Source organism: Perspicuibacillus lycopersici, assembly GCF_025660475.1.
Taxonomy (GTDB): domain Bacteria; phylum Bacillota; class Bacilli; order Bacillales; family Caldibacillaceae; genus Perspicuibacillus; species Perspicuibacillus lycopersici.
The window spans coordinates 1-23,259 of record NZ_JAOUSF010000001.1; the positions used below are offsets into that span (position 1 = coordinate 1).

The following is a 23,259-nucleotide window of genomic DNA, read 5'->3' on the forward strand; positions in this document are numbered from 1 at the left end:
ATCTTTCCTTTCCCTCTCATGCGAGAAGAAAAACTATCCGGTATTAGCACCGGTTTCCCGGAGTTATCCCAGACTTACAGGCAGGTTACCCACGTGTTACTCACCCGTCCGCCGCTAATAAATCAGAAGCAAGCTTCTAATTTATTCGCTCGACTTGCATGTATTAGGCACGCCGCCAGCGTTCGTCCTGAGCCAGGATCAAACTCTCCAAAAATAGGATGTTTTTGTGCCGATGTTCGCGACAGGACGTCGCGGCTCTTAATCGGCCAAAAAGTGTTTGATTAGCTCATAAATTGCTTTTAAAATAGTTTAATTAAACGCTTCGTCTTGTTCAGTTTTCAAGGTTCAATATTCAATTGCTTTTCTCAAGCAACATATTTATTATATCAAAATAATAATGTTATGTCAACAAGTTTCTTTTATATCTTTTCTTAAAACATAATATCCAAAATAGCAACTCAAGAATTTTATCATTCTAATACCTATATGTCAATAAATGATAAACGTATAGGAACCAACTAGTGACTGTATTAGTTGGTTCTGCTATTATATCAATCTATTAATATAAGTACAATGGTAATAATTAGTAATTAATGTGTTTTTATTCCCCAATCTTTCTTATAAACCGACAATTATTATATAAGTTCTTTTTGCTTTTGATAACTCAATATAACATTTAAAAAGACTGCTCCATAGGTTTCTAATTTCTTTTGGCCAACTCCTTTAATTTGAAGCATTTCATTTAAATCTTCCGGTTGTCTCACACTCATTTCTTTTAAAGTTTCGTCCGAGAAAACGATATATGCAGGGAGCTTTTCTTTAGTAGCAATTTCTTTTCTTAACTCACGTAGGAGCTGAAATAATTCATTTTCAGTATTAATAATTTTAGGTTGTATATATTCTTTTTTAAATACTTGAACTTCACCTATTAACACATCCAAGCCTCTGTTAGTGAGTATTAATACTGGAAACGCATCATCAGTTGGTTGTACATACCCTTCTGCCGTTAAGAAATCAATAAAATCATTCACTTCCTTTTGTGAACGGTCTTTCATAATGCCATAAGTTGTAAGTTGTTCAAACTTAAAGCTTTTAATTTTTTTATCTTGTGAACCGGTTAAAACTTTCGTAATCATCGTTTTACCAAATCTTTGATTCATTCGTTTAATACATGATAGGACCATTTGTGCCTCTCGTGTGACATTCTGTTGAACTCTTTCGTCCGTGCAATTACCGCATCTTCCACATGGTTCTAGCTCTTTGTCCCCAAAATACTGCAAAATATAATTTTGATAGCATATCTCCGTATGACAATAGCCTATCATCTTTCTAAGTTTTGCGTATTCTTGTTCTTTATGCTCCCCATCCATTTCGGATTGGTTTATCAAAAATTTTTGAAGATGGATATCCTGTGCTGCAAATAGTAAAATGCAGTCACTTATTAATCCATCACGTCCAGCCCTCCCCGCTTCTTGATAATAGGATTCCATATTCTTTGGTATATGATAGTGTATAACAAATCGAACATTCGATTTGTCGATTCCCATACCAAAAGCACTTGTTGCTACCATAACGGAAATCTCATCATATAAAAATTTATCTTGAAAATCCGTTCGGTCCACTTCACGCATTCCTGCATGGTATTTCCCTGCTTTGATCCCTTTCTTTTGTAGAAAGGAATAGATTCGTTCTACCTCTTTTCTTGTTGCAGCATATATGATTCCTGCTTCTCCTTGATTCTTTTGAATATAATTTATTGTATAATCATCCCGGTTTTGCCCTTTCACCACATGAAAACGTAAGTTCTCCCTAGCATATCCAGTTTGGACTATTTGCGTATCTGAAATGTGTAAATTCGTACAAATATCCTTTTTCACTAGAGGTGTTGCTGTTGCAGTTAATGCTAGAACAACTGGTTTATTTGATAATTCCTCAATAAAGGGATAAATTTGTAAATAACTCGGGCGGAAATCATGTCCCCATTGGGATAAACAATGCGCCTCATCGATCGCAATTAAAGAGATTGTTTGGTCACGAATTAAAGAAAGGAAATCTGAGGAACTAAGACGTTCTGGCGCCAAGTAGATTAATTTAAATTCACCTTTTTTGGATTTTTCTATACGCTCTGCTATTTCCGATTGGGATAACGAACTGTTAATAAACGTTGCGGGAATACCAATACTTTGTAAAGTATCCACTTGATCTTTCATCAGGGAAATTAATGGAGAAATAACAATAGATACACCGGGGAATATAAGTGCAGGAATTTGATAGGTTAATGATTTTCCTCCTCCAGTTGGCATAATGCCAACTACATCTTTCTTTTGTAATACATTTTCAATAATCTGTTCTTGACCAATTCTAAACTGGTCATAACCAAAATAGTTTTTTAATATTTCTTTTGCTTGATTTATTGCTTGATTCAACACATCTTAACTCCTTTTTACAAAATCAAATCTGTAAATACTAATTTCATGGTAAACTTCGTTCTTCATAAGTATATTAAATGATCGAGATTGTTGCAAATAAACTATCTTACTATTTGAAATTTTACTATACTTTTTTTGCTACTCTTCTAATCAGAATACATGTTTTCGTTTAATAATGGCAATGCTAAAAAATGCTAAAAAATGACCTTGAGGTGATATGGATGAGTCAACAAAACAAAAATACATTTCCTGCACAACACCAAAACACACAGCCTGGAATTCAATCGAAAATGGATCCTGCTCCTGAAACGATTCAACCAACGTACAAGGCAAGTGGGAAGCTTTCTGGAAAAGTTGCACTTATATCAGGTGGGGATTCCGGTATCGGCAGAGCTGTTGCAGTTCATTTTGCTAAAGAAGGTGCCGACATCGTTATTTCTTATTTAAATGAGCAAAATGATGCAAAGGAAACGAAAAAACTCGTGGAAAACGAAGGACGTCAATGTCTACTTGTTTCTGGTGATATTGGTGATGAAAATATTTGCAAGGACATCATCAGTCAAACAATAGAGAAATATGGAAAACTCGATATATTGGTGAACAATGCAGCGGAGCAACATCCACAAAAAAGTATTACAGATATTACATCTCAACAGCTGGAAAAAACGTTTCGAACTAATATTTTCTCCTTCTTTTACATGGTTAAAGCTGCACTACCACATTTAAAACAAGGAAGTTCCATTATTAATACTGCTTCCATTACCGCCTATAAAGGAAATGCACAATTATTAGATTACTCCGCTACTAAAGGAGCAATCGTTTCTTTTACAAGGTCTCTCTCCGCTTCGTTAGTTGGCAAGGGAATTCGAGTAAATGGGGTTGCACCTGGTCCAATTTGGACTCCATTGATTCCATCTACTTTTCCTAGCGAACAAGTAGCAACCTTTGGCTCTGATTCACCTATGAAGCGCGCAGGACAGCCAGCGGAGCTTGCACCTGCTTATGTTTATTTAGCATGTGAGGATTCTTCTTATATGACTGGCCAAATTTTACATGTTAATGGTGGAGATATTGTAAACGGCTAGTTTACCAAAATATAAAATCCCCCTACTATAATCGATATCCAAAAAAACAAAAATAGTGTTCTTGTGTTATGATGTTGGAAATAAAATAAGATATAAAGGCAAGGAATAATGTAGGGGGAAAAATGGCTAATAAAAAAGAAGGCTCTCTGAAAAGTCAATCATTACCATTAAAAATATTTATTTTCATATCGCTCGGATTTATTGGGATAATTACTTTTGCTGCAATATTAGCGGTATATTTTTTTGGTGTTAAAGGACTTTTTACGCTAACAGGCGTAAGCTATCATTCTATTTTTACAATCGTAAAATTTTTAATATACTGCTTTTTATTTGGTCTTATTACAGATATAGTACTGTTGACTTTTAAAGTGTTGTTTATGCTTTTTCCATTACAAGCATACCAAATCCAACTTCTATTGTTTCTTACGAATACATACTTATCATGGCTTGTTGTCCATTTCGTAGACTACTGGATGATAAACATTGCGATTGACACATGGATAGAAATTATTGGAGCCATCTTGTTAGCAGCTATTGATTATATTATCGATTTTAATAAGGAGAAAATGATAGATTAATTACTATATATAACGGAAAAAGGAAGCAGATGTTGTGCTTCCTTCTTGTTCATATTTATACTCGTCATTTTTCTTTTGGTCACCAGTTACCCCAAGTACCACCAGGGAATCCTGATCCAAATCCACCGCCTCCGAAACCACCATATCCACCAAAACCACCATATGGTCCAAAAAATGGTCCCCAAGGGTTTATTGGATAATACGGATATCCATGATGATGGTGATGATGACCATGGTGATGATGACCATGGTGATGTCCGTGGTCGTGTCCGTGATGATGACCTGGCCAACCACCTTGTGTATATTGCCCCTGCCATCCGCCGAAGCCACCAAATTGTTGTTGTCTCATCTCTTCTTCTTGAACTGGATAATAAGGATGAAATGGATACATACCTTTTTCCCCTCCTCAAATTATATTCAACATATTGGTATGTATTATCCAAGTCCTAGGTGCTTGCCCTTCTGAAAATGGGTCCTAATCAACAAATCCTTCTCATGGATTTCTTCTTCATTCATATTTATTAAAGGCTCTTTTCTAAAAGACTGTTGCTATTGAATTAGAAATATATTGGTGGAATCTCCAAGTTTAATAGTATAATTGTGCATGGAGGGATTTATATGGCAAAAAGACTGTTAACAATTACTTCAATACTTTTGGTTGTTGTTCATTTATTAATTCTGTACTTTTGGATTTTTGATTGGCAAAAATTAGTTACTGAAGTCGGACTGATTAGTTGGATTGGTTCAATTCTTTTCGGTATAATCATTTATCTCGTGTATCGAAAATTAGTCATCACAGAAATAGGTACCTTAATAAGCAAAAGAATTGTTTTCGCTACAACTTTAATGACCATAATATTAGGATTTTTTGCACTAATTATTGAGTTTATCACCCATTCAATGCCATAAAAGAAATGATTTAGAAACCCCTTTTATCATTGCTTTAATAGTTCCAATTGCTCATTCTTAAAAGTGTAGGAGTCTTTATTAATATCGTGCCACCTTATTAAAATAATCCAAATAAAAAAAGTCCACTAATTCACGGACTTTCCTTTAGATTGTTTATGTAATTTTTGGGTAGGATGGCAGAAGCATGACAATAAATGATCATTTACCACTCCTGTCGCTTGTAAAAACGAATAAATAATAACAGGTCCAACAAACGAAAACCCACGTTTTTTTAAATCTTTACTAATTTTTTGACTTAATTCGGTTTGTGCAGGGATTTTGTCAGCCTCATTCCATGAATTAATAATTGGTTCTCCATTAGTAAAAGACCAAAGATATTTTGAAAAAGAGCCGAATTCCTTTTGTATTTGTATAAATTGCTTTGCATTCTCTACAGCCGAACGAATTTTCCTCTCATTGCGAATTATTCCCTCATTTTGTTTTAACTGCAAAATTTTCTCTTCTGAATAAGTGGCTATTTTTTCATAATCAAAATTATCAAATGCAAACCGATAATTATCTCTTCTTTTTAATATAGTAATCCAGCTTAAACCAGCTTGAGCACCTTCTAATAGTAGCATCTCAAAAAGTTTCCCGTCCTCTAATACAGGAATGCCCCATTCACGATCATGATACTCGATATATAATGGATTTTCAGTAACCCACTGACATCTTTTCATCCTATCACCTCAGAAATCCTACTATTAACGAAATTCGCCTTGTACATATTTATCGTCCATTTCTAATGGAAATAACTAAAAGTTTTAGAACTGATCCTCATTTGAAGCTTTTGTAAAAAAATCAATCAATTCTTTACTTTGTATTTTTCTGGATTTTCGATATTGTGCGCGCTTTTCTCCAGTATCATTTAACCATTTTTCCTTTTTCGTCTGTGGAACAACTTTTGGAACTTGTTTTGGACGTCCATTATCGTCTAAAGCTACGAAAGTTAAAAATGATAAGGCAGCCATCGATTTTTCACCAGTTAGTAAGTGTTCAGATGTTACCTTTACGACAACTTCCATCGAACTTCTACCAGTCCAAGTAACCATTGCCTCCAGGGTCACTGCATCACCTTCTACAATTGGTTTAATGAAATCCACTGAATCAATGGAAGCCGTTACAACCGGTGCTCTACATAATTTAGCAGCAGATATAGAAGCGATGTCATCAATATACGCCATTAATTTTCCACCAAATAATGTACCATGCATATTTGTATCCTGCGGAAATACTCGGGATGTCTTTATTGCAATTGTATCTTTCATCTGAACAATCTTTTGTTCCATTAACATCTCACCTCAGAAAAGATTATATCAAACATTAGGAAATAATTGCTACTTCTATAAATAAAAGGCTACCAAACGATAAATTGGTAACCTTTTTCTTTCAAACTTTAGGAAAATTAATAGCCTAAATATGCTGCGCCAACGATAACCAATAAAATAAATAACACAACAATTAAGGCAAATCCACTACCGCTTCCTCCACCAACAGAGTAACCCATAAACTGCACCTCCCTCCTACATAGTAAGCTATGCACAGAATGGCAATCTCGACAGAACAAGTATCCATAAGTAAAAAAAATAGATACTCACCTATTATTCATGTTAAACTAAACATAACTTTCGAAGCTGTCCTTCTCTTACTCCGTATTCCGTATATTTTGAAGTAATAACCAATCTTCCTACCGTCCATAAAAAATACAACAAAAAACACAAACCATCATGATCAATAGGTTTCTTATCTGTTGTTATTATTTGTACCAGATTCCGCAGATCAAAACGAAGCTTCCTTAAAGGAGGTCTCCTTGAATTCCATTTGTTCAGCAGTTTATTTCATAATACTTATTTACTTAAATAAAAACATTCGTTTAGATAACTACCTTTTAATAGAATGAAAGATAAGGAGTGTTACCATGAATTGGAAATACTTTCTCGATAATGAAACGTTATTAAATTCAGTTATAGCCATTGCAATTTTATTAGGATTTCTACTTGTACGTAAACTATTTAGTAAATATTTATTTAAATTCATACTAAATATTGCCAAGAAAACACCAACAGACTTTCTTACAAATGTTTGGCTATCGTTCGAACATCCCATCCGCTGGCTATTTGTCGTAATTGGTGTATATATTGCTGCTCAATATTTTCCTTATATTGATCCGACAAATTCATTGTTTATTAAATTCTACCGTTCATCCATCATACTATTAATAACTTGGGGACTTTATAATTTGTCATCCGCTTCCTCATTTCTCTTTCACAGTATGAATAAACGGTTAAATTTTGAAATAGATCAAATCCTTATTCCATTTTTATCAAAGGCTATTAGAGTAGTAATAATATTGATAAGCATCACAATTATAGCGCAAGAGTTTGATTACGATATTAATGGTTTCATAGCAGGATTAGGTCTAGGAGGATTGGCATTTGCTTTAGCAGCCCAAGACGCTTTAAAAAATTTAATTGCTGGGATTGTAATTATTTTCGAAAAACCATTTTCAATCGGCGAATGGATACTGACACCTAGTGTGGAAGGTACCGTAGAAGATATTACATTCCGGAGTACGAAAGTCCGAACATTTGCGCAAGCACTTGTTACGGTTCCTAATTCCACTTTAGCAAACGAAAATATTACAAACTGGAGTAAGATGGGGAAAAGAAGAATTGAATTTACCCTCGGTGTTAAGTATGGTACTCCTACAAGCCGTTTGGAAAAAGTAATTAATCGAATAAAAGATATGTTAGAAAACAATCCAGATATTCATAAAGAAACTATATTTGTTACTTTTGATCGTTTCTCTGACAGTAGTTTAGATTTATTTTTGTATTTCTTTACAAATACAACGGTTTGGGGAGAGTTTTTACAAATTAAACAAGATATAAACTTTAACATTCTCCGTATTTTAGAGGAAGAAGGAGTGGAAATTGCTTTTCCAAGCCAAACATTGTACGTGGAGGAACAGACAGGAAATAATTATAGTGTTGCACAAGGCAAATAAATGAAAGAGTTGCAGACATAATGCTGCAACTCTTTTTTTAAGCCATTTTCGTTAAAGATGCTGTAATTTATGAGTAAAGAACCGATTCCAATCTAAAATAAACGAATGGCCAACATTAAGAAAACATCTATTTAATACAATAGGATTGATTTTATTTAGCAAATCCCTCTACTATTTGTTTCAACGCCTCATTTATTGGAGTAACTGGACGGCCAAGTAGTTTTTCGAAATCATTACTTGGAACTTCTAAAGTACCTTCACGTATATCCTTCTGAATATTTACTAGCATTGGAACAAGAAAATCTGGTAATCCCGTATCCTTCATGATATTCGCATATGCTACGTCATCTACTTTTTGAATGGTAACATCCTTTCCTATTACAATGCCAAACGCTCTAGCTAATTCATCTTGTGTTAATAATTTTCCGGAAAGCTCATAAATTGTATTTTCATGTCCTTCACCAGCTAACACTGCTGCTGCCGCTTCTGCATATTCTTGTTGAAGTGCCCAACCTACCTTTCCATTTCCAGCAGACGTTATCCAAGGAGATCCTGCCATAACACCTTGCATGCTAGGAATTTCATTTTCTAAATACCAATTGTTTCGCAAGAAGGAATAAGGAATTCCTGTCTTCAAAATTGCTTCCTCTGTAGCTTTATGGGTAGGTGCAAGAAAGTTTGTGCTCATTTGGGCATTTACTATACTTGTATATGCTATAAACTTTACCCCTGCCCGCGCAGCAGCAACAACCGCATTTCCGTGTTGCTTAATTCTCGTTTCATTGTCTCCGTCAGCAGAAATAAGCAACAAGCGATCAATATTAGCAAATGCAGTTGTTAATAATTCTGGCTGGTCAAAATCACCATGGCGAACATCGACACCACGCAGGCGCAATCCTTCTGCCTTATCAGGATTTCGAACACTTACTGATAGCTGACTGGCCGGTACCGTTTTTAATAATGCTTCTATAACTTTACTGCCTAGCTTCCCTGTAGCACCTGTTACTAACAATTTCATTGATAATCCCCCTTTTAACATAAGCATTACGTATAGTTTACATCAGTTTTCTAACGATGACACCGAATTAGACTTCAGTCGATAGCGCACCTCTAGCACCAGCAAATTCCCCATTTTCTAAAATGATCATTTGATAGCCTAGCATTTCTTGAAAACTAAGCAGCACTTCTTTTAGCACAGTATTTCCAGCTAATGTACCACCTGAAAAAACAATCGTTTTACTATTTTTCATCTGTGCTGCACTAGAAGCTAACAAAATGATCGTTTCTCCAATTAACTGTACTAGACTTGCCAACAAATCTTCTTTTAATGCATTTTGTTTATGTGCCTTCCCAAAGTTAGCCGCAGTTAAATCTGCTAAAATCGGGGGAGAATGCCGATCGTAAATATCTTTTACTAATAAATCAGAACGCTTGTGATCTCCTTTAGCCGCAAGTTTGATAATCTGATGAAAATCACTTGTGGAAGCTAGCTTTGCTCCTAAACCTATCAAAGTTCCCCCACCTATCCCAGTGCCAAACATTCGTTCATTGTGATCCTTTTGGACATGATAAATAGATGTACCTGTCCCAATACTAACAAGTATAAAATCATTGATTACTTCATTCTGTTCCATCAACAATAGACGTACTCCATCGACTATTGTCTGAAATTCATCAATCATTATCGACTCATTTCCTAATCTTTCCTTTAAATAGTTTGCCTTTCCCCCGGTTAATTTAAAAATCGCATCTGAGGCTGACAGTTTTAACCAGTTAACTAGAGTATCGATGTCCTCTACTGGATATGTTTTATAATGAATGCTTCCCTTTTCCTCAAACGCTATTTTTACTAAAGACCCTCCTGCATCTACCCCTATGCTTCTTCTCATAAGTTCTTCCTCCGTTCGTACAATAGATAACGAATTGTAATCTTTGTTTAATGATAAAATTTAAACTCGGTTCTACTACCCTCTTGTGTAGCGATTACCTCCAAACGTACGTCCATTCGTTCTTTTAGTTCCGGTACATGGGAGATAATACCTACTAGTCTACCACTACTTTGAATTTCCATTAATGCTTCAATCGCATGATCTAATGATTCTGGATCTAATGTACCAAATCCTTCATCAATAAACATCGTTTCAAGAGAAACTCCACCAGCATATTCCTGCACTACATCAGCAAGACCAAGTGCAAGTGATAAGGCAGCTTTAAAGCTTTCTCCACCAGATAATGTTTTAACATGACGCTCTTGACCAGTATATTGGTCATATATGAGCAATTCTAAGCCACTTTGCACATTCCCTTTCGAACGGTCTTTTTTTCGTAACAAGGTGTATCTACCACTTGTCATTTTTAATAGTCTTGCATTTGCAAGTTTTAAAATATCATCTAAAAATGAAGCAAGAACATACCTTTCAAATGTAATTCTTTGTGCATTTTGTCCTCGAGCAATATCTGCTAAATGTCCGACAAGCTTAAATTCCTCTTCTAAATCTTTTACTTTACTATTTATCGATAAAATAGTGGAATAGATTTCTTGATTTTTCTTCCAGGTTGATTGTAAATCACTTAATTTAGCTCGCAGTCTGTCTAATTCTGTTTCGGATATTTTTAATCTTTGTTCAAGCTCCTCAATATTTGGCTTTTCACTATCTTTTAAGACTAATTCCAGTTGTTCAAGCTGATCAGAAACGGAACGATATTCTTCACGATAGGAAATAATTTCGTTTTCTAATTGTTTCATTTGTTCAATCGTCCGTTTCCCATTTTCGTAATCGGTATAGTTTGCAAAGCCTTCTTCATTCATCATATCGACGAATTGTTGCTTTTCTAAAGCTAAATGATTAGAAATTTCCGTATACACCACTTCAAGTGTTTCCATTTTACCTGTTATTGCGGAGGCTTGTTCCTTTGCTTCTGCATATTCTTCTTGTGCTTTTTCTAATCTTTTCCATAATGCTTCTTCCTTTTGGATAGACTGATTCAGTTCTTTCATGAATAATTCCTTAGACTGGATGTTTTTCGGAATACTATCCTTTATTCGTTGAATCATAACTTGTTTTTCTGTAATTGCTTTTTCTAATTTTCTTTCCTCTTCATTAATTTGATCTTTCTTCTTAAGTAAACTTTCTATATTTCCCTCTGTCTCTCGAACGAGCGCAATGGTTCCATCTAATCTCTGAAGTAACTTTTCCCATTCAGCTAATTGGTTATGTTTGGCTTGCAATTCGTTTTTCTTTCGGAGATAAAACTCTTCATTATTTTCTATTTCTACAGCCTCTACTTCATGACTTAATTTAGTATAAATTTCCTTTTTCTTTTCTATTATACTATCCATTTCATAAACTAATTTTTGCTGTCTGAAGGTAAAATCAGTGACTTCCTTTTCTAAATCATTTAATGTATTACGTACCTCTTTTACTTCTTCCTCGGTTGGAAGTTCCTCATGCTGGATTGCTTTTTTCGGATGATGAATAGAGCCACATACTGGACATTCCTCACCTTCGGTTAACACTTTCGCCAATAATGCTGCTTGTCCTTGAACCCATTTTTTATCGACTATTTCAGCGAGTATTTTTTGATCTTCTAAGCGTCTTTTTAATAATTCTCCTTCTGCATCGGTTTTTGTCTTTGAAATCTGCAGTTGTTTGAAATTATTATCTAATGTTAATAATGATTTACTTTGTTCAAGCACATTTTTTAATTGATCCAATTGCATTTTAGCTTCGAGCCTTTTGTATTTCAACTGTTCTAAGCTTTCCTTTTGCTCCTGTAAAACTTCTAATTTTGCTTTATTTTTCGCAATTGCTTCATCAACTTGATATGCTGATTGATGAATTTTTTCCAGTTGACGCTTTAATTCCGTAAATTCCTCAACCCAACCTGAATAAGCAAAAACATCCTCTTGCATGCTTTTAAGTTTTTGAACGTATTCACTTGCTTCTTTTCTCTCTTGTTCTTTTCCCTTTTCTTCCTGAAGTATTTTCTCTTTCTGAGCTAATTGTTGCTTCTGGTCGTTGATTTTTTCATTTAATTGATTGATTTGTTTTGCCTTTTCATCTAAATCACGCTTAAGACTATGACATTTTAGCTCTTGTTGTAATAATTTTTCTGCTTTCTGAGCCTTTTCAATCGTTTGTTGTTTTTCTTGAATGATTGGCTCCTTTTCATCTAATTGGATTTTCCATACTTCCAATTGCTCCTTACGCTTAATGGTTTCTAATATTTGGGTAGCTTGAATCCATTGCGTATGAAGTGTATCCCGCTCTTTTTCCTTATCTTGCACTAGCTTAGTATCTGATTTTATTTGGGAAACCTTTCGATCTATTTCCTCTTCAAGTAAGGATATAATGATCACTTCATTAATCTCTTCACTAAGTAATTGATTCCGTAATTCTTCATTATTATTTGCATCAATCATTCGCATAAGGTCTAATTTTTGTCTAGAAAATTGACCTACCTGCTCTCTTAATAAAGAAGCTTGATCTTTTAATGCCTCTTCTACTTTTTTATAGGCAAAGGTATGAAATAATCGTTGTAAAATTATCTCCTTTTCTTTACTCTCCGAAACTAATAGCTTCCGAAATTCGCCTTGTGGGATCATTAATATTTGCCGAAATTGATTGACATCAATTTGCATAATTTCTTTTATTTTTTCATCGACTTCCTTGACGTTAGAGCCAATAATCTGTTTCTCTCCATTTTCGACAAGATACAATTCCGCCTTTGCATTGACGGTCGTATATCCTTCACCTCTCGTTTTCTTCTTCTCTTGTTGAGGTGCACGCCAAATATAATATTGTTTCCCGCGTAGTTCAAATTGTAAGGAAACCTCTGTTTGTATATCTTCATCCGAAAATTGACTTCGTAAATCTGGACCAACACGATCCTCTCCACTAGCTCTTCCATAAATGGCATAACTTATTCCGTCAAAAATGGTCGTTTTTCCAGCACCAGTCTTTCCGGAAATAACAAACATCGTATGATTTCCTAGTTGTCTAAAATCGATAATTTCTTGATTGGCATACGGACCAAATGCTTGCATCATGAGTACGATTGGTTTCAAAGGATTCCCTCCTCCTTTTTCACTTTATCGATAGTTTTAATCATTATTTTTTCTTTTTCATCTGTAAATTTTGCTGTTGTAATATCTTCATAAAATTGTTTAAACAGCTCTAACTCGTTTTTCCGTTCGGTAATTTGCTGAATTGTTTGCTTTTCCTTTGCATCAACTAAGTCTATTTTTCTTTCTAAATGAAGAATATTCGGGTAGATTTGTCGCAATTTATTCATCGGGTCGATTATCGATCCCTCATCCTTTAATATTACTTTTATATAATCTTCTACATTTTGTGATTGAAAATATTGCGGGTCTAATAATTCATCCATGTACCCAGAAATTTCTCGCATATCTCGCTTCGGAATTAATTTTTCCTCTCTTTCCGATAAGTTACTATTTTCGTCGATTTCTACAATACGGACAATTTTTCTTTGCGTACTCTCTGAAAAGGAGTACTTTAATAGTGACCCAGAATATTTAATCGTTGGATGTTTTATTGCATCCGGACTATGAAGATGACCTAATGCAGTATATGCAAATGGGGAAAAGCTATCGACCGATACCATTCCGCTACCACCTACAGATAATGTTCGTTCCGATTCTGTCGTTTTACCACCTGCTACAAAGGCATGTCCAATAAAAATATTTGGGACGTCTAATTGGATTGTTTCTTCCATTTTTCCGACCAATCGCTTCATAGCATCCTCATGAGAATGAATTGTATCATCATCATATAAATTGCGGACAATTCCAGGCTCCATATATGGCATTAAATAAAAATTAACTCCTTTAATAGAAATTGGCTGAAATAAATGTTCACCAAGTTTTCCTTCAATATATAAATGGTTTTTCCGATACCAAGTAGATCCAAAAGCCAATCGCTCACCACTATCATGATTTCCAGATATAGCAAGTATTGGTATATTTCTAACCACATTTATTTCATAGAAATATTTATTTAATAATTCTACTGCATCCGTAGGCGGAACGGAGCGATCATATAAATCCCCTGCAATAACTACTGCATCTGGATTTTCTCTATCAATTATTTTCATGAGCGCTTGTAAAATATATTCTTGTTCTTCGGTCATATAAATTCCATGGACGAGCTTACCTAAATGCCAATCGGCAGTATGAATGAATTTCATTTTTCAATGAATACCTCCTAATCAAAATTCGAACATTTGTTCCTTCTATTTTAACAGACTTTCAGCATTTTTTCTAGAACAAAGCATAGTTTACACTCGTAATTTCATTTCGTTCACCTACAATGATAAAATACTGTAGTATCACGTATAGAAAGTCGTATCCTATTATAATAATTTGCCTCTGTCAAACATTATTCTCTTTTTCCATTTATAATGACAATTGGTAACTTTGTTTCTATAGACCCACTTCATTTTTTTTGATATGCTATAAAACGCAATTAAATTTGAGCAGATTTTTCTATTACTATTTTATACATAACACTCGTTTATTCAATATAAACTAATGATTGGTTTGTACTAGATGGGGGAATGAACATTGAATGATTTTGAGGACTTAAAATCGGGTGAGAAAGGTGTTTGGCTAAGTATTATTGCCTACCTTACCCTTTCTATAGTGAAAATAAGTGTTGCCTATATAGGAAATTCGGAAGCTTTACGCGCCGATGGTTTAAATAATGCAACAGATGTTATTGGTTCCATTGCTATTTTAATCGGGTTAAAAATAGCAAGTAAGCCACCAGACGATAATCACCATTACGGTCATTATCGTGCAGAAACCATTGCTTCCTTAATTGCTTCCATTATTATGTTTATCGTTGGTATGGAAGTACTAATCGGTTCTATTTCCAGAGTGTTAGACGGAAATCACGTTTCCCCAGATTTGTTAACCGCTTGGATTGCTGGATTTAGTGCACTATTTATGTTTTTCGTCTATCGATACAATCTAAAGCTGGCAAAAAAAATTAACAGTCAAGGTCTTTTGGCAGCCGCTTACGATAATCGGTCCGATGCACTTGTCAGTGTAGGTGCAATTGCGGGGATTATTGGGGGACAATTTCAGCTATTTTGGCTAGACCCATTAGCAGCGGTTGTCGTTGGCGTTGTTATTATTAAAACGGCTTGGGATATATTACGAAATACGATTTATTTCTTAACGGACGGATATGATGAAGAGAGAATTACACAAGTAGTTGAAACAATTACAAAGACTGAAGGTGTACTGACCGTTAAAGAGGTCCGTGCCCGAATGCTTGGAAATCGTACTTTTTTAGATGCAACTATTGGTGTGGATCCAAAATTAACGGTTGCAGAAAGTCATAAAATTACCGAGGATATTGAAAAGGTATTAGAAAGTAAATATGGTATCCCGAATGTATTAGTCCATACAGAGCCAGTAGATTAACTTCAGATAACTACTATATGAATCCTTCTTATTTAAAACAAAGAAAAAACCAACCATTTTTTATTACGGTTGGTTTTTCTTTATAGACTATACCTTTGCAATATGCTCAGCAAGTTGTTCAATCGAATGAACCACTTGATCCAGTTTAACCTCGATACGATATAAAAGGATTAAAGTGACTACAATCGGAAAACCTACTTCACTTACAAAAGGTAAAATTTCATTCACACTAGTTCCCCCTTCCACCACTTCCTCATTTATCAACAACTTGCACTGGAGAAAAGCTGGTACTGTTTATGTACCAGCATACTTCTAGACGTTACGATTAATATTCAAATACATTTATATTACGCTCTATTAAACGTGCTTCTTTCACGGATACAATCGGTCCGCTTTCTGTGAGAAAAATATTAGACTGAATTAATTGCTCCATCGCTGCCTGAATCTCTGAAGCTAGTAAATCTTCCTTCGGATCATTAATAATGATGCGGATCGTTTTTCCTAGTTCCGTTAGAAAATGAAGCTCCAATGTTTGTTCCAAAGGAATCACCTCCTCCTCTTTTTGTTACGTTATTATTCATAGATTTCTGTTTTGTCGCTTCTTTCGATTGCCAATAATGGCAGACTGGTTAAAGAAGCAATTGCTTGTGCTGCGGCAAAGATTTGGTCTGCTGTAGCATTTAAATTGATATTGTTGTAGCTTTTCGCTTTTAACACCACATCTCCATTTTCATCAAGTCCTGCATCATAAACTAAGCGAACAGTTGAATCTACTAAATTTGCTAATGCCATTGTGACCACCTCCTCCCTTCACTTATGTTATAGTGAATTTTTATAAAAATGGACAATGGAATGTGAAGAAATATAAACTTCCCATTCTTCGAAAGAATGGATATTCAAATCTTGCAGATGTACAAGCAAACTCGGTATAATGGGTAGTGATAATACATAATGTGATTCATGTGCGGATATAGGGGTGAAGTTAATGTTAGAAGGTCCATTTTTATGGTTCATTTTACTTTGGGTATTCTTCCTTCCAGTCTTGTTCGGCATTGGTGGCTTTTTCATGTTTCGCAAATTCTTGAAAAAATTGCCAAAAGAAGACGGAAAATCAGATATGGATTGGGAAATTTATTACGTAGAAAAAACGAAAAATTTATGGGGAAAAGACCAGCTATCTTTATTAAATGAGCTAGTTAGCCCAGTACCAGAACTATTTCGGGATGTAGCAAGACAAAAAATTGCAGGGAAAATCGGAGAAATTGCTTTAAAAGAAAGAGCGAAAAAAATTACAATCGACATAATTATTAGAGGGTATATTATTGCAACACCAAAACGCGATCATAAGTTTTTACGAAAAAAACTGGCAGAATTAAATATAAGCACAGATCAATACGAACAATTATTCAATTAAAAATATCGTTTACCTTCGATTACTCGAAAAAATTTACCCCCCTAGATCATTGGATCAGGGGGGTTTTACTGCATATGATGAAAAACTAATTTAATGTAGCGTCGCTGCAATTTTCCGGTATTGCATAAACATCGCAACACGCCAAGGGACTATCATAGCGAATGCTAACAGCCAAAACATACCTGCTAATTCTCCATAATCTATCGTGTCACTTAAATAATATTTCAATACGGTGCGGATAACCAGTAAACCGATAAGGATAAAGATAAATGCCTTTGATTTCTTTAAATAAATATCTGAATCAACTACTTCAAAACCTGAGGTTTTAATTAAGAATATCGAAAAGAATAAACCTAAAACCACTGCCTCCAACATCTCCATTAAATTTAAGCGAAACATCGGAAAAATATACATAAGTGCACCAGTGCTCATCATAACTGGTGGTATTAATATTTTCTTCACTGAAGCAGGTTTGTCCGAAGCTTTGGAACGTATAAAGATTAGTGCAACACTCATAAATAAAGCGAAAATAAATGCTACAATTTCCATGATGAATAATCCTTTCTCCATAAATCGTATGTAAAAAATAGAGTAAACTACATATGTTAATTGGACAAAGCTATGTAAAAATAATTTTAAAAACCATTAAACCCTCCGAAAAGCGGACTGAGCCATTGGATAATTAACGACATCCAATCAAAAAATAATAAAATACCAATTCCAATCATGAATATACCACCGATTCTCATGATTTTCAAACTGTGCTTACGAATCCACTGCATATTCCCAATAAAGAAGGATAAAATGAGAAACGGTATAGCAAAGCCTAATACATACGCAATCATATAAAGCATGCCCGCTCCAGGATTTGTTGCAGCAAGTGTAATAACCGCGGCCAAAATAGGACCCATACATGGTGTCCATCCAGCAGCAAACGCTAAACCAATCAATACCGAACCAAGGTAACCACTTGGACGATTTTTAAACTCGAACCGCCGTTCTTTCATGAAAAACTCTGATTTTATTATACCAACTGTAATTAAACCAAAAAAAATGATAAATATTGCCCCGATTTGCCGAATGAGATCCATATTTCGATAAAATAATTGACCAATAAAAGATGTACCAAAGCCAAGTACGATGAACACGATAGAAAAACCTAACAAAAAGAACAAAGTATGTAGTAAGCTTCTCTTTTTCAGTAAAATGTTCTCTTCTTTTATTTCTCCAACACTCATACCAGTTATATACGATAAAAATGCAGGATATAGGGGCAAACAGCAAGGTGAGATAAAACTCAAAAACCCTGCACCAAAAGCCAAAAAGATATTTACATCTGCCACTTTCATCCCTCCCAAACCCCTTAAGATTTTTCGCTATTTTTAATTGTACCAAATGATTGTTCATTGTACTATTGAAACCATTTGTGAAGTTTTTGTGTCATTAGGTTACTATAATACGGTTATGTAAACAAAATGTTTAAAAACGCACCTATTTCTAGTCTTGAAATAGGTGCAAACGAAAACCTTTTTATCATTTATTGATGAATAACAACATCTTCAATTGTTTCCCGTAAACCATTTTGCAATAAATACATCTTATAATACAAGCCTTTTTTCGCTAGCAATTCCTGATGTGTACCACGTTCGACAATTTCTCCTTTATGAAGAACCAAAATTAAGTTGGCATCCTGAATGGTAGATAAACGATGGGCAATCGCAATCGTAGTTCTTCCCTTCCGCATTTTTGCTAATGCGGTTTGAATTAATTCTTCTGTTTCGGTATCGATATTTGCTGTTGCTTCATCCAAAATCAATATTTTCGGATTCATCGCCATTGTTCTTGCGAATGCAATTAATTGCCGTTGACCACTCGAAAACGTGGATCCACGTTCCGTAACCTGTTGCTCATAGCCATCTGGTAGTTTTTCGATAAATGGATGGGCCTGCACAAATTTTGCAGCCTCTATTATCGTTTCATCGGTTATTTCATCATTGTGCAATCGAATATTGTCTTTTATCGTTCCGTAAAATAAGAATGGATCCTGTAAAACGAGTCCCATTTTTTTTCGTAATTCATCCATCGTATACTGTTTAATTGACTTCCCATCCATTAAAATATCACCACGATTATACTCATAAAAACGCATTAATAAATTGATAATGGAACTTTTTCCACTTCCAGTATGCCCAACTAATGCAACAGTTTCTCCCGGATATGCGGTAAAGGAAATATTTTTTAAAACATCTTGTTTTCCATCATATGAAAACGATAGATTTTTAAACTCTATTTTCCCATCAATTATTTTCGCATCCTTATGGTTTTCTTGACTTGGTGCTATTTCCGTTTCATCTAATAATATAAATACACGGGATGCCGAGACAATCGCTTGTTGAAAAAAGCTTAATTGCTGCATCACATTATTTACCGGTTCAAAAAATCGATTTAAATAATTTACAAAAGCAAAAAGTACACCTAGCTCTACTGCTGTTTGCATAGAAGTAATTCCAAAAAATCCTAACACAATAATGACAGCTAGTATATACACTAAATCAACCGCAGGTCGTAAAAGTAACCCATCTACTTTAATATTACGCATTCCTGCCTGATAATGCCCTTCATTGATTTCACCAAATTCCCGTCTCATGCGTTCTTCTTGACGGAAAACTTGAATAATTCCCATACCTTGTAATGATTCATTTAGCTTCGCATTTAATCCACTCAAACGTTCACGCATATCCTGATAAAATTTCGAGCTAATTTTCCGATACAAACGAATAATAAAATATAAAATTGGTAAAAACAGCAAGCAAAATGCGGCAAGCTTCACATTTAATGTAAACATTGCGATGAAAATACCAACGAACATAAAGGCACTTTGGATAAATACCGCTAAAACACTAACGAACATATCTTTAATTGCTTCCGTATCATTCGTCACGCGGGAAACAATTCCACCATTTGGCGTTTTGTCAAAATATTTCATTCCAAGAGCTTGAACCTTACTAAAAACATCAATCCGCATTTGCTGAATGATTTTTAATGCTATCGTTTGAAACTTCACGGATTGAAAATACATGATAAAAGTATTCGCAATTTGTATAAACAAATAGGTAACGGCTAAAATGATAATCGGTGTCATCTCAAAATTTCTTGGTGTTACATGATCATCGATGAAAATCTTTACTAAAATGGGACCAACTACTTCTCCTACAGTTGCCAATGCTAATAGGAAAAATGCGAAAAACATCGGTCGAATATATGGCTTCGCATAGTTTAGCAGCCGGAATAGAACAAGTCGTTGTTCTTTAGAGCTCATCACTTTTGATTCTTTATCCATATTTACCCTCCATGTTCCACAAGCGATTCAAGTTGTTGATGAAGATACATATCCTTATACCAACCTTCTTCATTCATAAGTTCCTCGTGCATACCTTTTTGAACGATTTTCCCTTCATCTAACACAAGGATTATATCGGCATGCTGGATTGCGCTCAATCGGTGAGAAGTAATAATGGTTGTTTTCCCTTCCCGATTATTACGTAAAGCAGATAAAATCATCTCTTCTGTTTTTGCGTCAACAGCTGATAAGGAATCATCTAAAATTAATATTTCTGGGTTCAACAGAACGGCTCGCGCAATGGAGATACGTTGTTTTTGTCCACCGGATAAACTAACTCCTCGCTCGCCGACAATGGTTTGGTAGCCCTCGGTAAAATTAAGTATGTCCTCATGAATATTGGCAATTTCTGCAGCTGTTTCAATTTCAGATAAACTAGCATCTGCTTTTGCAAATGCAATATTTTCTTTAATAGAAGTAGAAAATAAAAAATGATCTTGCGGAACATAGCCAAACGCTCTTCGAAACGCATCTAGCTTATACTCATGAATCGGAATTCCACCAATCCGAATTTCCCCTTTATATCCTTCGAATTCACGAATGAGCAGTTTTAATAATGTTGTTTTTCCTGCCCCTGTTTTTCCTACAATTCCTAACGTTTTTCCTTGAGCAAGCGCAAAATTAATATTTTGTAAAACAGCTGTATTTTCGTTAGGATATGTGAATATTTGAATTTTATAGTCAATTTCCCCACTTGGCACTTGGTCCACACCAGTGGAAGTATCTTCAATATCAACTTTTTCATTCAATAATGTAGAAACCCTACCATAGGATGCCCTGCCACGTTCAACAATGTTAAATAACCAACCAAATGCTAGCATTGGCCAAATTAGTAACCCAAGATAAGTATTAAAGGAAATTAATTGACCAATCGTCATACTCCCATTTACGACAAAATATGCCCCAAAGCCGATGGATAAGAAAAAGGAAAGCCCTACAACAGCTGATATAGTTGGATCATATAATGCATCGATTTTTGCTACTGCAATATTTTTTTGAACAACATCATCCGATTGCTTCCGAAACTCTTCGATGTCTTCTTTTTCCTGTCCAAAGGTTTTAATAACTTTTATACCTGATATACTTTCTTGTGTTTTATCATTTAAGGAAGAAAAAGCTTCCTGTGCTAAACGAAAACGGTGATGAAGCTTTGTTCCATACCAGTTTGTTAATATAGCAATAATAGGCATTGGCAATAATGCAATTATTGTTAATTTCCAGCTGATCGTAAAAGCCATTGCTAAAATTACGGAGCCTCCGGTCGCTAATGAATCTACTAATGTTAAAACACCAGAACCTGCTGTTTGTTGAATTGCTTGTATATCATTTGTGGCATGAGCCATTAGATCCCCAATTCGTTTTCTTTGATAAAACGAAGAAGACATTTTAGTAAAATGATCATATAATTTCGTTCTTAATAATCGAGACAATTTCACGGAAGAACCAAAGATACATATTCTCCAATAATAACGGAAAATGTACATAAAAAATCCAGATCCGATAATGACCGCCGTCCATATTCCTAATTTAGACCATGTTAATGTCTGGTTGCCAATTTCATCTGCAACAATACCAATTACTTTAGGCGGTACTAATTGGAGAGCAGCCACTAATAATAAAAGTAAAATACCTAATAAATAAGACTTTCTCTCCTGTTTAAAAAACCAAGCTAAATCTCGAAATACCTTCATCTCTATCCCCCGTATGTCCTATTTTTCTTGACTTTTCCTTCTCTATTTATTGTTTTATCTACAATCGTTTGAAAAAACATCCTTTTTAGTTTACCAAACTTTTATATTATAGGAAAGATTTATTTAATTTGCATTTTGTGAATTTAATAAACTAAAAAAAAAACTATCCATTCCTTGAGTTATTCAAGATAGGATAGTTTTTTTGCTTTTAGATACTTCCTTATTCCATTAATTGTGATGGTCATCTATATTCGATTAATAAGGAAAATCTCCATATGCTTCAACCTTATTATTTGTCGTACTGTTTGTTCATCGCATTCATCATTTGATTGATTTTCTTTTGAGATGGTTTCATACCCATTTGCATCATCATGACACGAATCATTTGTTCATTAATAGGTGGATTTTTCTTCAAGTAATCCATCATATATTTGCGTGCTAGGAAAAATCCTAGGGCAACTCCAGCGATTAACGCTACGACAATTAGTAAATATCCCCACCAAGGCATTGATAAATCCTCCTTCTTGTTGTCTATTTAACAGTGTACTAAACGAACGCTATTTTTACAATATATTCATCAATAATTTATCAATTTTATTTCTAATATTACATTCTTTTTTCCGCTCATTAAACAAATTTTCTTTCTCTTAATGGCTTGACCCAACCATACCGTTCATTTTTTAAATCAAGAGCCAAAATATTATACTCTGTGCTACGTAAAACTTCCATAAAATACATTTCGGAGTCAATACTTCCTGTTGATTCAATAGTTAGATGTCTTTCATTTATCTTTAATCTGGCAGTTCCCCTTTTATTTTCAATGGAATAGACACCTTTCTTTATAAAAAAATCATTTCTTGTTTGTAAATGCTGCATAATGTGGGTGTGAATGCGTAATGTCGGGATTGGTTTCGTTATATAGTTTATTTGTTTCAGCAAAATTTCTTGTTGCTGTGCTCTCGATTCCACACATTCTTTAAACAAATTGAAAAACATCCGCTCTCTTCCATAATAATAGTTTGCAAACAAATCATCGATTATATACATCTCACATTGCCGCACATTTTTTCTCCCCTTTATCCTATCGTATCCTTTTCTCATATTCTCGTTCCACAAAAATATCACTACTACTATTGTATATGAAAGATAATATAAAATATGTCATATTTTAGCGAATTATTTGTCTGTTTTTGTCATATTATTGTCTTTCTATTAAAAATTATTCCTTTTTCCTTTAACTATCGATATAGGATT

Annotated in this window: 24 protein-coding genes and 1 rRNA gene; 6 read left to right on the top strand and 19 right to left on the bottom strand. The window is 34.5% G+C overall.

What is annotated here, in order from left to right; all coding sequences use genetic code 11:
* Both OEV98_RS00005 and recQ read right to left on the bottom strand, forming a co-directional pair.
* Nucleotides 1-214 (bottom strand): 16S ribosomal RNA (locus tag OEV98_RS00005); the annotation flags it as partial.
* 421 nt (nt 215-635) lie between these two features.
* Nucleotides 636-2,426, bottom strand: a complete 1,791-nt coding sequence (gene recQ, locus OEV98_RS00010; protein ID WP_263071072.1) for a DNA helicase RecQ — start codon at nt 2,424-2,426, stop codon at nt 636-638.
* A gap of 224 nt (nt 2,427-2,650) precedes the next feature.
* On the opposite strand from recQ, the gene OEV98_RS00015 reads away from it, so the two are divergent.
* A complete protein-coding gene (locus tag OEV98_RS00015; protein ID WP_263071074.1) occupies nt 2,651-3,514 on the top strand; it encodes an SDR family oxidoreductase in 864 nt (287 codons plus the stop codon).
* Nucleotides 3,515-3,636: 122 nt separating this feature from the next.
* Entirely contained in the window at nt 3,637-4,092 is a 456-nt protein-coding gene (locus OEV98_RS00020) for a regulatory YrvL family protein (RefSeq protein ID WP_263071076.1), read from the top strand.
* A 79-nt stretch (nt 4,093-4,171) separates the two neighbouring features.
* On the opposite strand, the gene OEV98_RS00025 is transcribed toward OEV98_RS00020, so the two are convergent.
* Nucleotides 4,172-4,483: a hypothetical protein gene (locus OEV98_RS00025; RefSeq protein WP_263071077.1), complete on the bottom strand. Its 312-nt coding sequence runs from the start codon at nt 4,481-4,483 to the stop codon at nt 4,172-4,174.
* 227 nt (nt 4,484-4,710) lie between these two features.
* Here OEV98_RS00025 and OEV98_RS00030 point away from each other — a divergent pair, with 227 nt between their 5' ends.
* Nucleotides 4,711-5,001 (top strand): hypothetical protein, encoded by a 291-nt coding sequence (locus OEV98_RS00030; RefSeq protein ID WP_263071078.1) that lies wholly within the window; start codon nt 4,711-4,713, stop codon nt 4,999-5,001.
* Nucleotides 5,002-5,126: 125 nt separating this feature from the next.
* Here the strand turns inward: OEV98_RS00030 and OEV98_RS00035 are convergent, their stop codons facing one another.
* The 3 genes from OEV98_RS00035 to OEV98_RS00045 form a co-directional block, all read right to left on the bottom strand.
* Nucleotides 5,127-5,720 carry a DNA-3-methyladenine glycosylase I gene (locus OEV98_RS00035; protein ID WP_263071079.1) on the bottom strand — a complete coding sequence of 198 codons (594 nt, stop codon included), beginning with the start codon at nt 5,718-5,720 and terminating at the stop codon, nt 5,127-5,129.
* An 84-nt stretch (nt 5,721-5,804) separates the two neighbouring features.
* Entirely contained in the window at nt 5,805-6,329 is a 525-nt protein-coding gene (locus OEV98_RS00040; protein WP_263071081.1) for an acyl-CoA thioesterase, read from the bottom strand.
* A gap of 116 nt (nt 6,330-6,445) precedes the next feature.
* On the bottom strand, nt 6,446-6,583 hold the full coding sequence (locus OEV98_RS00045; RefSeq protein ID WP_407676474.1) for a YjcZ family sporulation protein: 138 nt from the start codon (nt 6,581-6,583) through the stop codon (nt 6,446-6,448).
* A 375-nt stretch (nt 6,584-6,958) separates the two neighbouring features.
* Here OEV98_RS00045 and OEV98_RS00050 point away from each other — a divergent pair, with 375 nt between their 5' ends.
* Nucleotides 6,959-8,047 (top strand): mechanosensitive ion channel family protein, encoded by a 1,089-nt coding sequence (locus OEV98_RS00050; RefSeq protein ID WP_263071084.1) that lies wholly within the window; start codon nt 6,959-6,961, stop codon nt 8,045-8,047.
* 151 nt (nt 8,048-8,198) lie between these two features.
* On the opposite strand, the gene OEV98_RS00055 is transcribed toward OEV98_RS00050, so the two are convergent.
* The 4 genes from OEV98_RS00055 to OEV98_RS00070 form a co-directional block, all read right to left on the bottom strand.
* Nucleotides 8,199-9,065 carry an NmrA family NAD(P)-binding protein gene (locus OEV98_RS00055; RefSeq protein WP_263071085.1) on the bottom strand — a complete coding sequence of 289 codons (867 nt, stop codon included), beginning with the start codon at nt 9,063-9,065 and terminating at the stop codon, nt 8,199-8,201.
* 67 nt (nt 9,066-9,132) lie between these two features.
* Nucleotides 9,133-9,936, bottom strand: a complete 804-nt coding sequence (coaW, locus tag OEV98_RS00060) for a type II pantothenate kinase (protein ID WP_263071086.1) — start codon at nt 9,934-9,936, stop codon at nt 9,133-9,135.
* 47 nt (nt 9,937-9,983) lie between these two features.
* Nucleotides 9,984-13,115, bottom strand: a complete 3,132-nt coding sequence (locus tag OEV98_RS00065; RefSeq protein WP_263071087.1) for an AAA family ATPase — start codon at nt 13,113-13,115, stop codon at nt 9,984-9,986.
* Complete coding sequence (locus tag OEV98_RS00070; protein WP_263071088.1) at nt 13,112-14,257, bottom strand: exonuclease SbcCD subunit D; 1,146 nt, start codon at nt 14,255-14,257, stop codon at nt 13,112-13,114. The genes OEV98_RS00065 and OEV98_RS00070 overlap by 4 nt, the downstream gene beginning before the upstream one ends.
* A gap of 376 nt (nt 14,258-14,633) precedes the next feature.
* Between OEV98_RS00070 and OEV98_RS00075 the strand changes: the two genes are divergently transcribed.
* A complete protein-coding gene (locus OEV98_RS00075) occupies nt 14,634-15,500 on the top strand; it encodes a cation diffusion facilitator family transporter (protein ID WP_263071089.1) in 867 nt (288 codons plus the stop codon).
* An 87-nt stretch (nt 15,501-15,587) separates the two neighbouring features.
* Here the strand turns inward: OEV98_RS00075 and OEV98_RS00080 are convergent, their stop codons facing one another.
* The 3 genes from OEV98_RS00080 to OEV98_RS00090 form a co-directional block, all read right to left on the bottom strand.
* The gene (locus OEV98_RS00080; protein WP_263071090.1) at nt 15,588-15,728 is read right to left on the bottom strand and encodes a YvrJ family protein; all 141 of its coding nucleotides are present in this window, start codon (nt 15,726-15,728) and stop codon (nt 15,588-15,590) included.
* A 97-nt stretch (nt 15,729-15,825) separates the two neighbouring features.
* A complete protein-coding gene (locus tag OEV98_RS00085; RefSeq protein ID WP_263071091.1) occupies nt 15,826-16,041 on the bottom strand; it encodes a DUF2922 domain-containing protein in 216 nt (71 codons plus the stop codon).
* Between the two features lie 32 nt (nt 16,042-16,073).
* Nucleotides 16,074-16,292, bottom strand: a complete 219-nt coding sequence (locus OEV98_RS00090; protein ID WP_263071092.1) for a DUF1659 domain-containing protein — start codon at nt 16,290-16,292, stop codon at nt 16,074-16,076.
* A gap of 193 nt (nt 16,293-16,485) precedes the next feature.
* Here OEV98_RS00090 and OEV98_RS00095 point away from each other — a divergent pair, with 193 nt between their 5' ends.
* Nucleotides 16,486-16,914: a DUF2621 domain-containing protein gene (locus tag OEV98_RS00095; protein WP_263071093.1), complete on the top strand. Its 429-nt coding sequence runs from the start codon at nt 16,486-16,488 to the stop codon at nt 16,912-16,914.
* A gap of 90 nt (nt 16,915-17,004) precedes the next feature.
* Here OEV98_RS00095 and OEV98_RS00100 read toward each other — a convergent pair whose 3' ends face one another.
* The 6 genes from OEV98_RS00100 to sirA form a co-directional block, all read right to left on the bottom strand.
* Nucleotides 17,005-17,463: a CcdC family protein gene (locus tag OEV98_RS00100; RefSeq protein WP_263071094.1), complete on the bottom strand. Its 459-nt coding sequence runs from the start codon at nt 17,461-17,463 to the stop codon at nt 17,005-17,007.
* A gap of 86 nt (nt 17,464-17,549) precedes the next feature.
* Nucleotides 17,550-18,257, bottom strand: coding sequence for a cytochrome c biogenesis CcdA family protein (locus OEV98_RS00105; protein WP_263071095.1), 708 nt, complete (start codon nt 18,255-18,257; stop codon nt 17,550-17,552).
* A 194-nt stretch (nt 18,258-18,451) separates the two neighbouring features.
* Nucleotides 18,452-20,254, bottom strand: coding sequence for an ABC transporter ATP-binding protein (locus OEV98_RS00110; protein ID WP_263071096.1), 1,803 nt, complete (start codon nt 20,252-20,254; stop codon nt 18,452-18,454).
* 2 nt (nt 20,255-20,256) lie between these two features.
* The gene (locus tag OEV98_RS00115; protein ID WP_263071097.1) at nt 20,257-22,005 is read right to left on the bottom strand and encodes an ABC transporter transmembrane domain-containing protein; all 1,749 of its coding nucleotides are present in this window, start codon (nt 22,003-22,005) and stop codon (nt 20,257-20,259) included.
* Between the two features lie 289 nt (nt 22,006-22,294).
* Nucleotides 22,295-22,513, bottom strand: coding sequence for a YneF family protein (locus tag OEV98_RS00120; protein WP_263071098.1), 219 nt, complete (start codon nt 22,511-22,513; stop codon nt 22,295-22,297).
* Between the two features lie 119 nt (nt 22,514-22,632).
* A complete protein-coding gene (sirA, locus tag OEV98_RS00125) occupies nt 22,633-23,067 on the bottom strand; it encodes a sporulation inhibitor of replication protein SirA (protein ID WP_263071099.1) in 435 nt (144 codons plus the stop codon).
* Between the last annotated feature and the right edge of the window lie 192 nt (nt 23,068-23,259).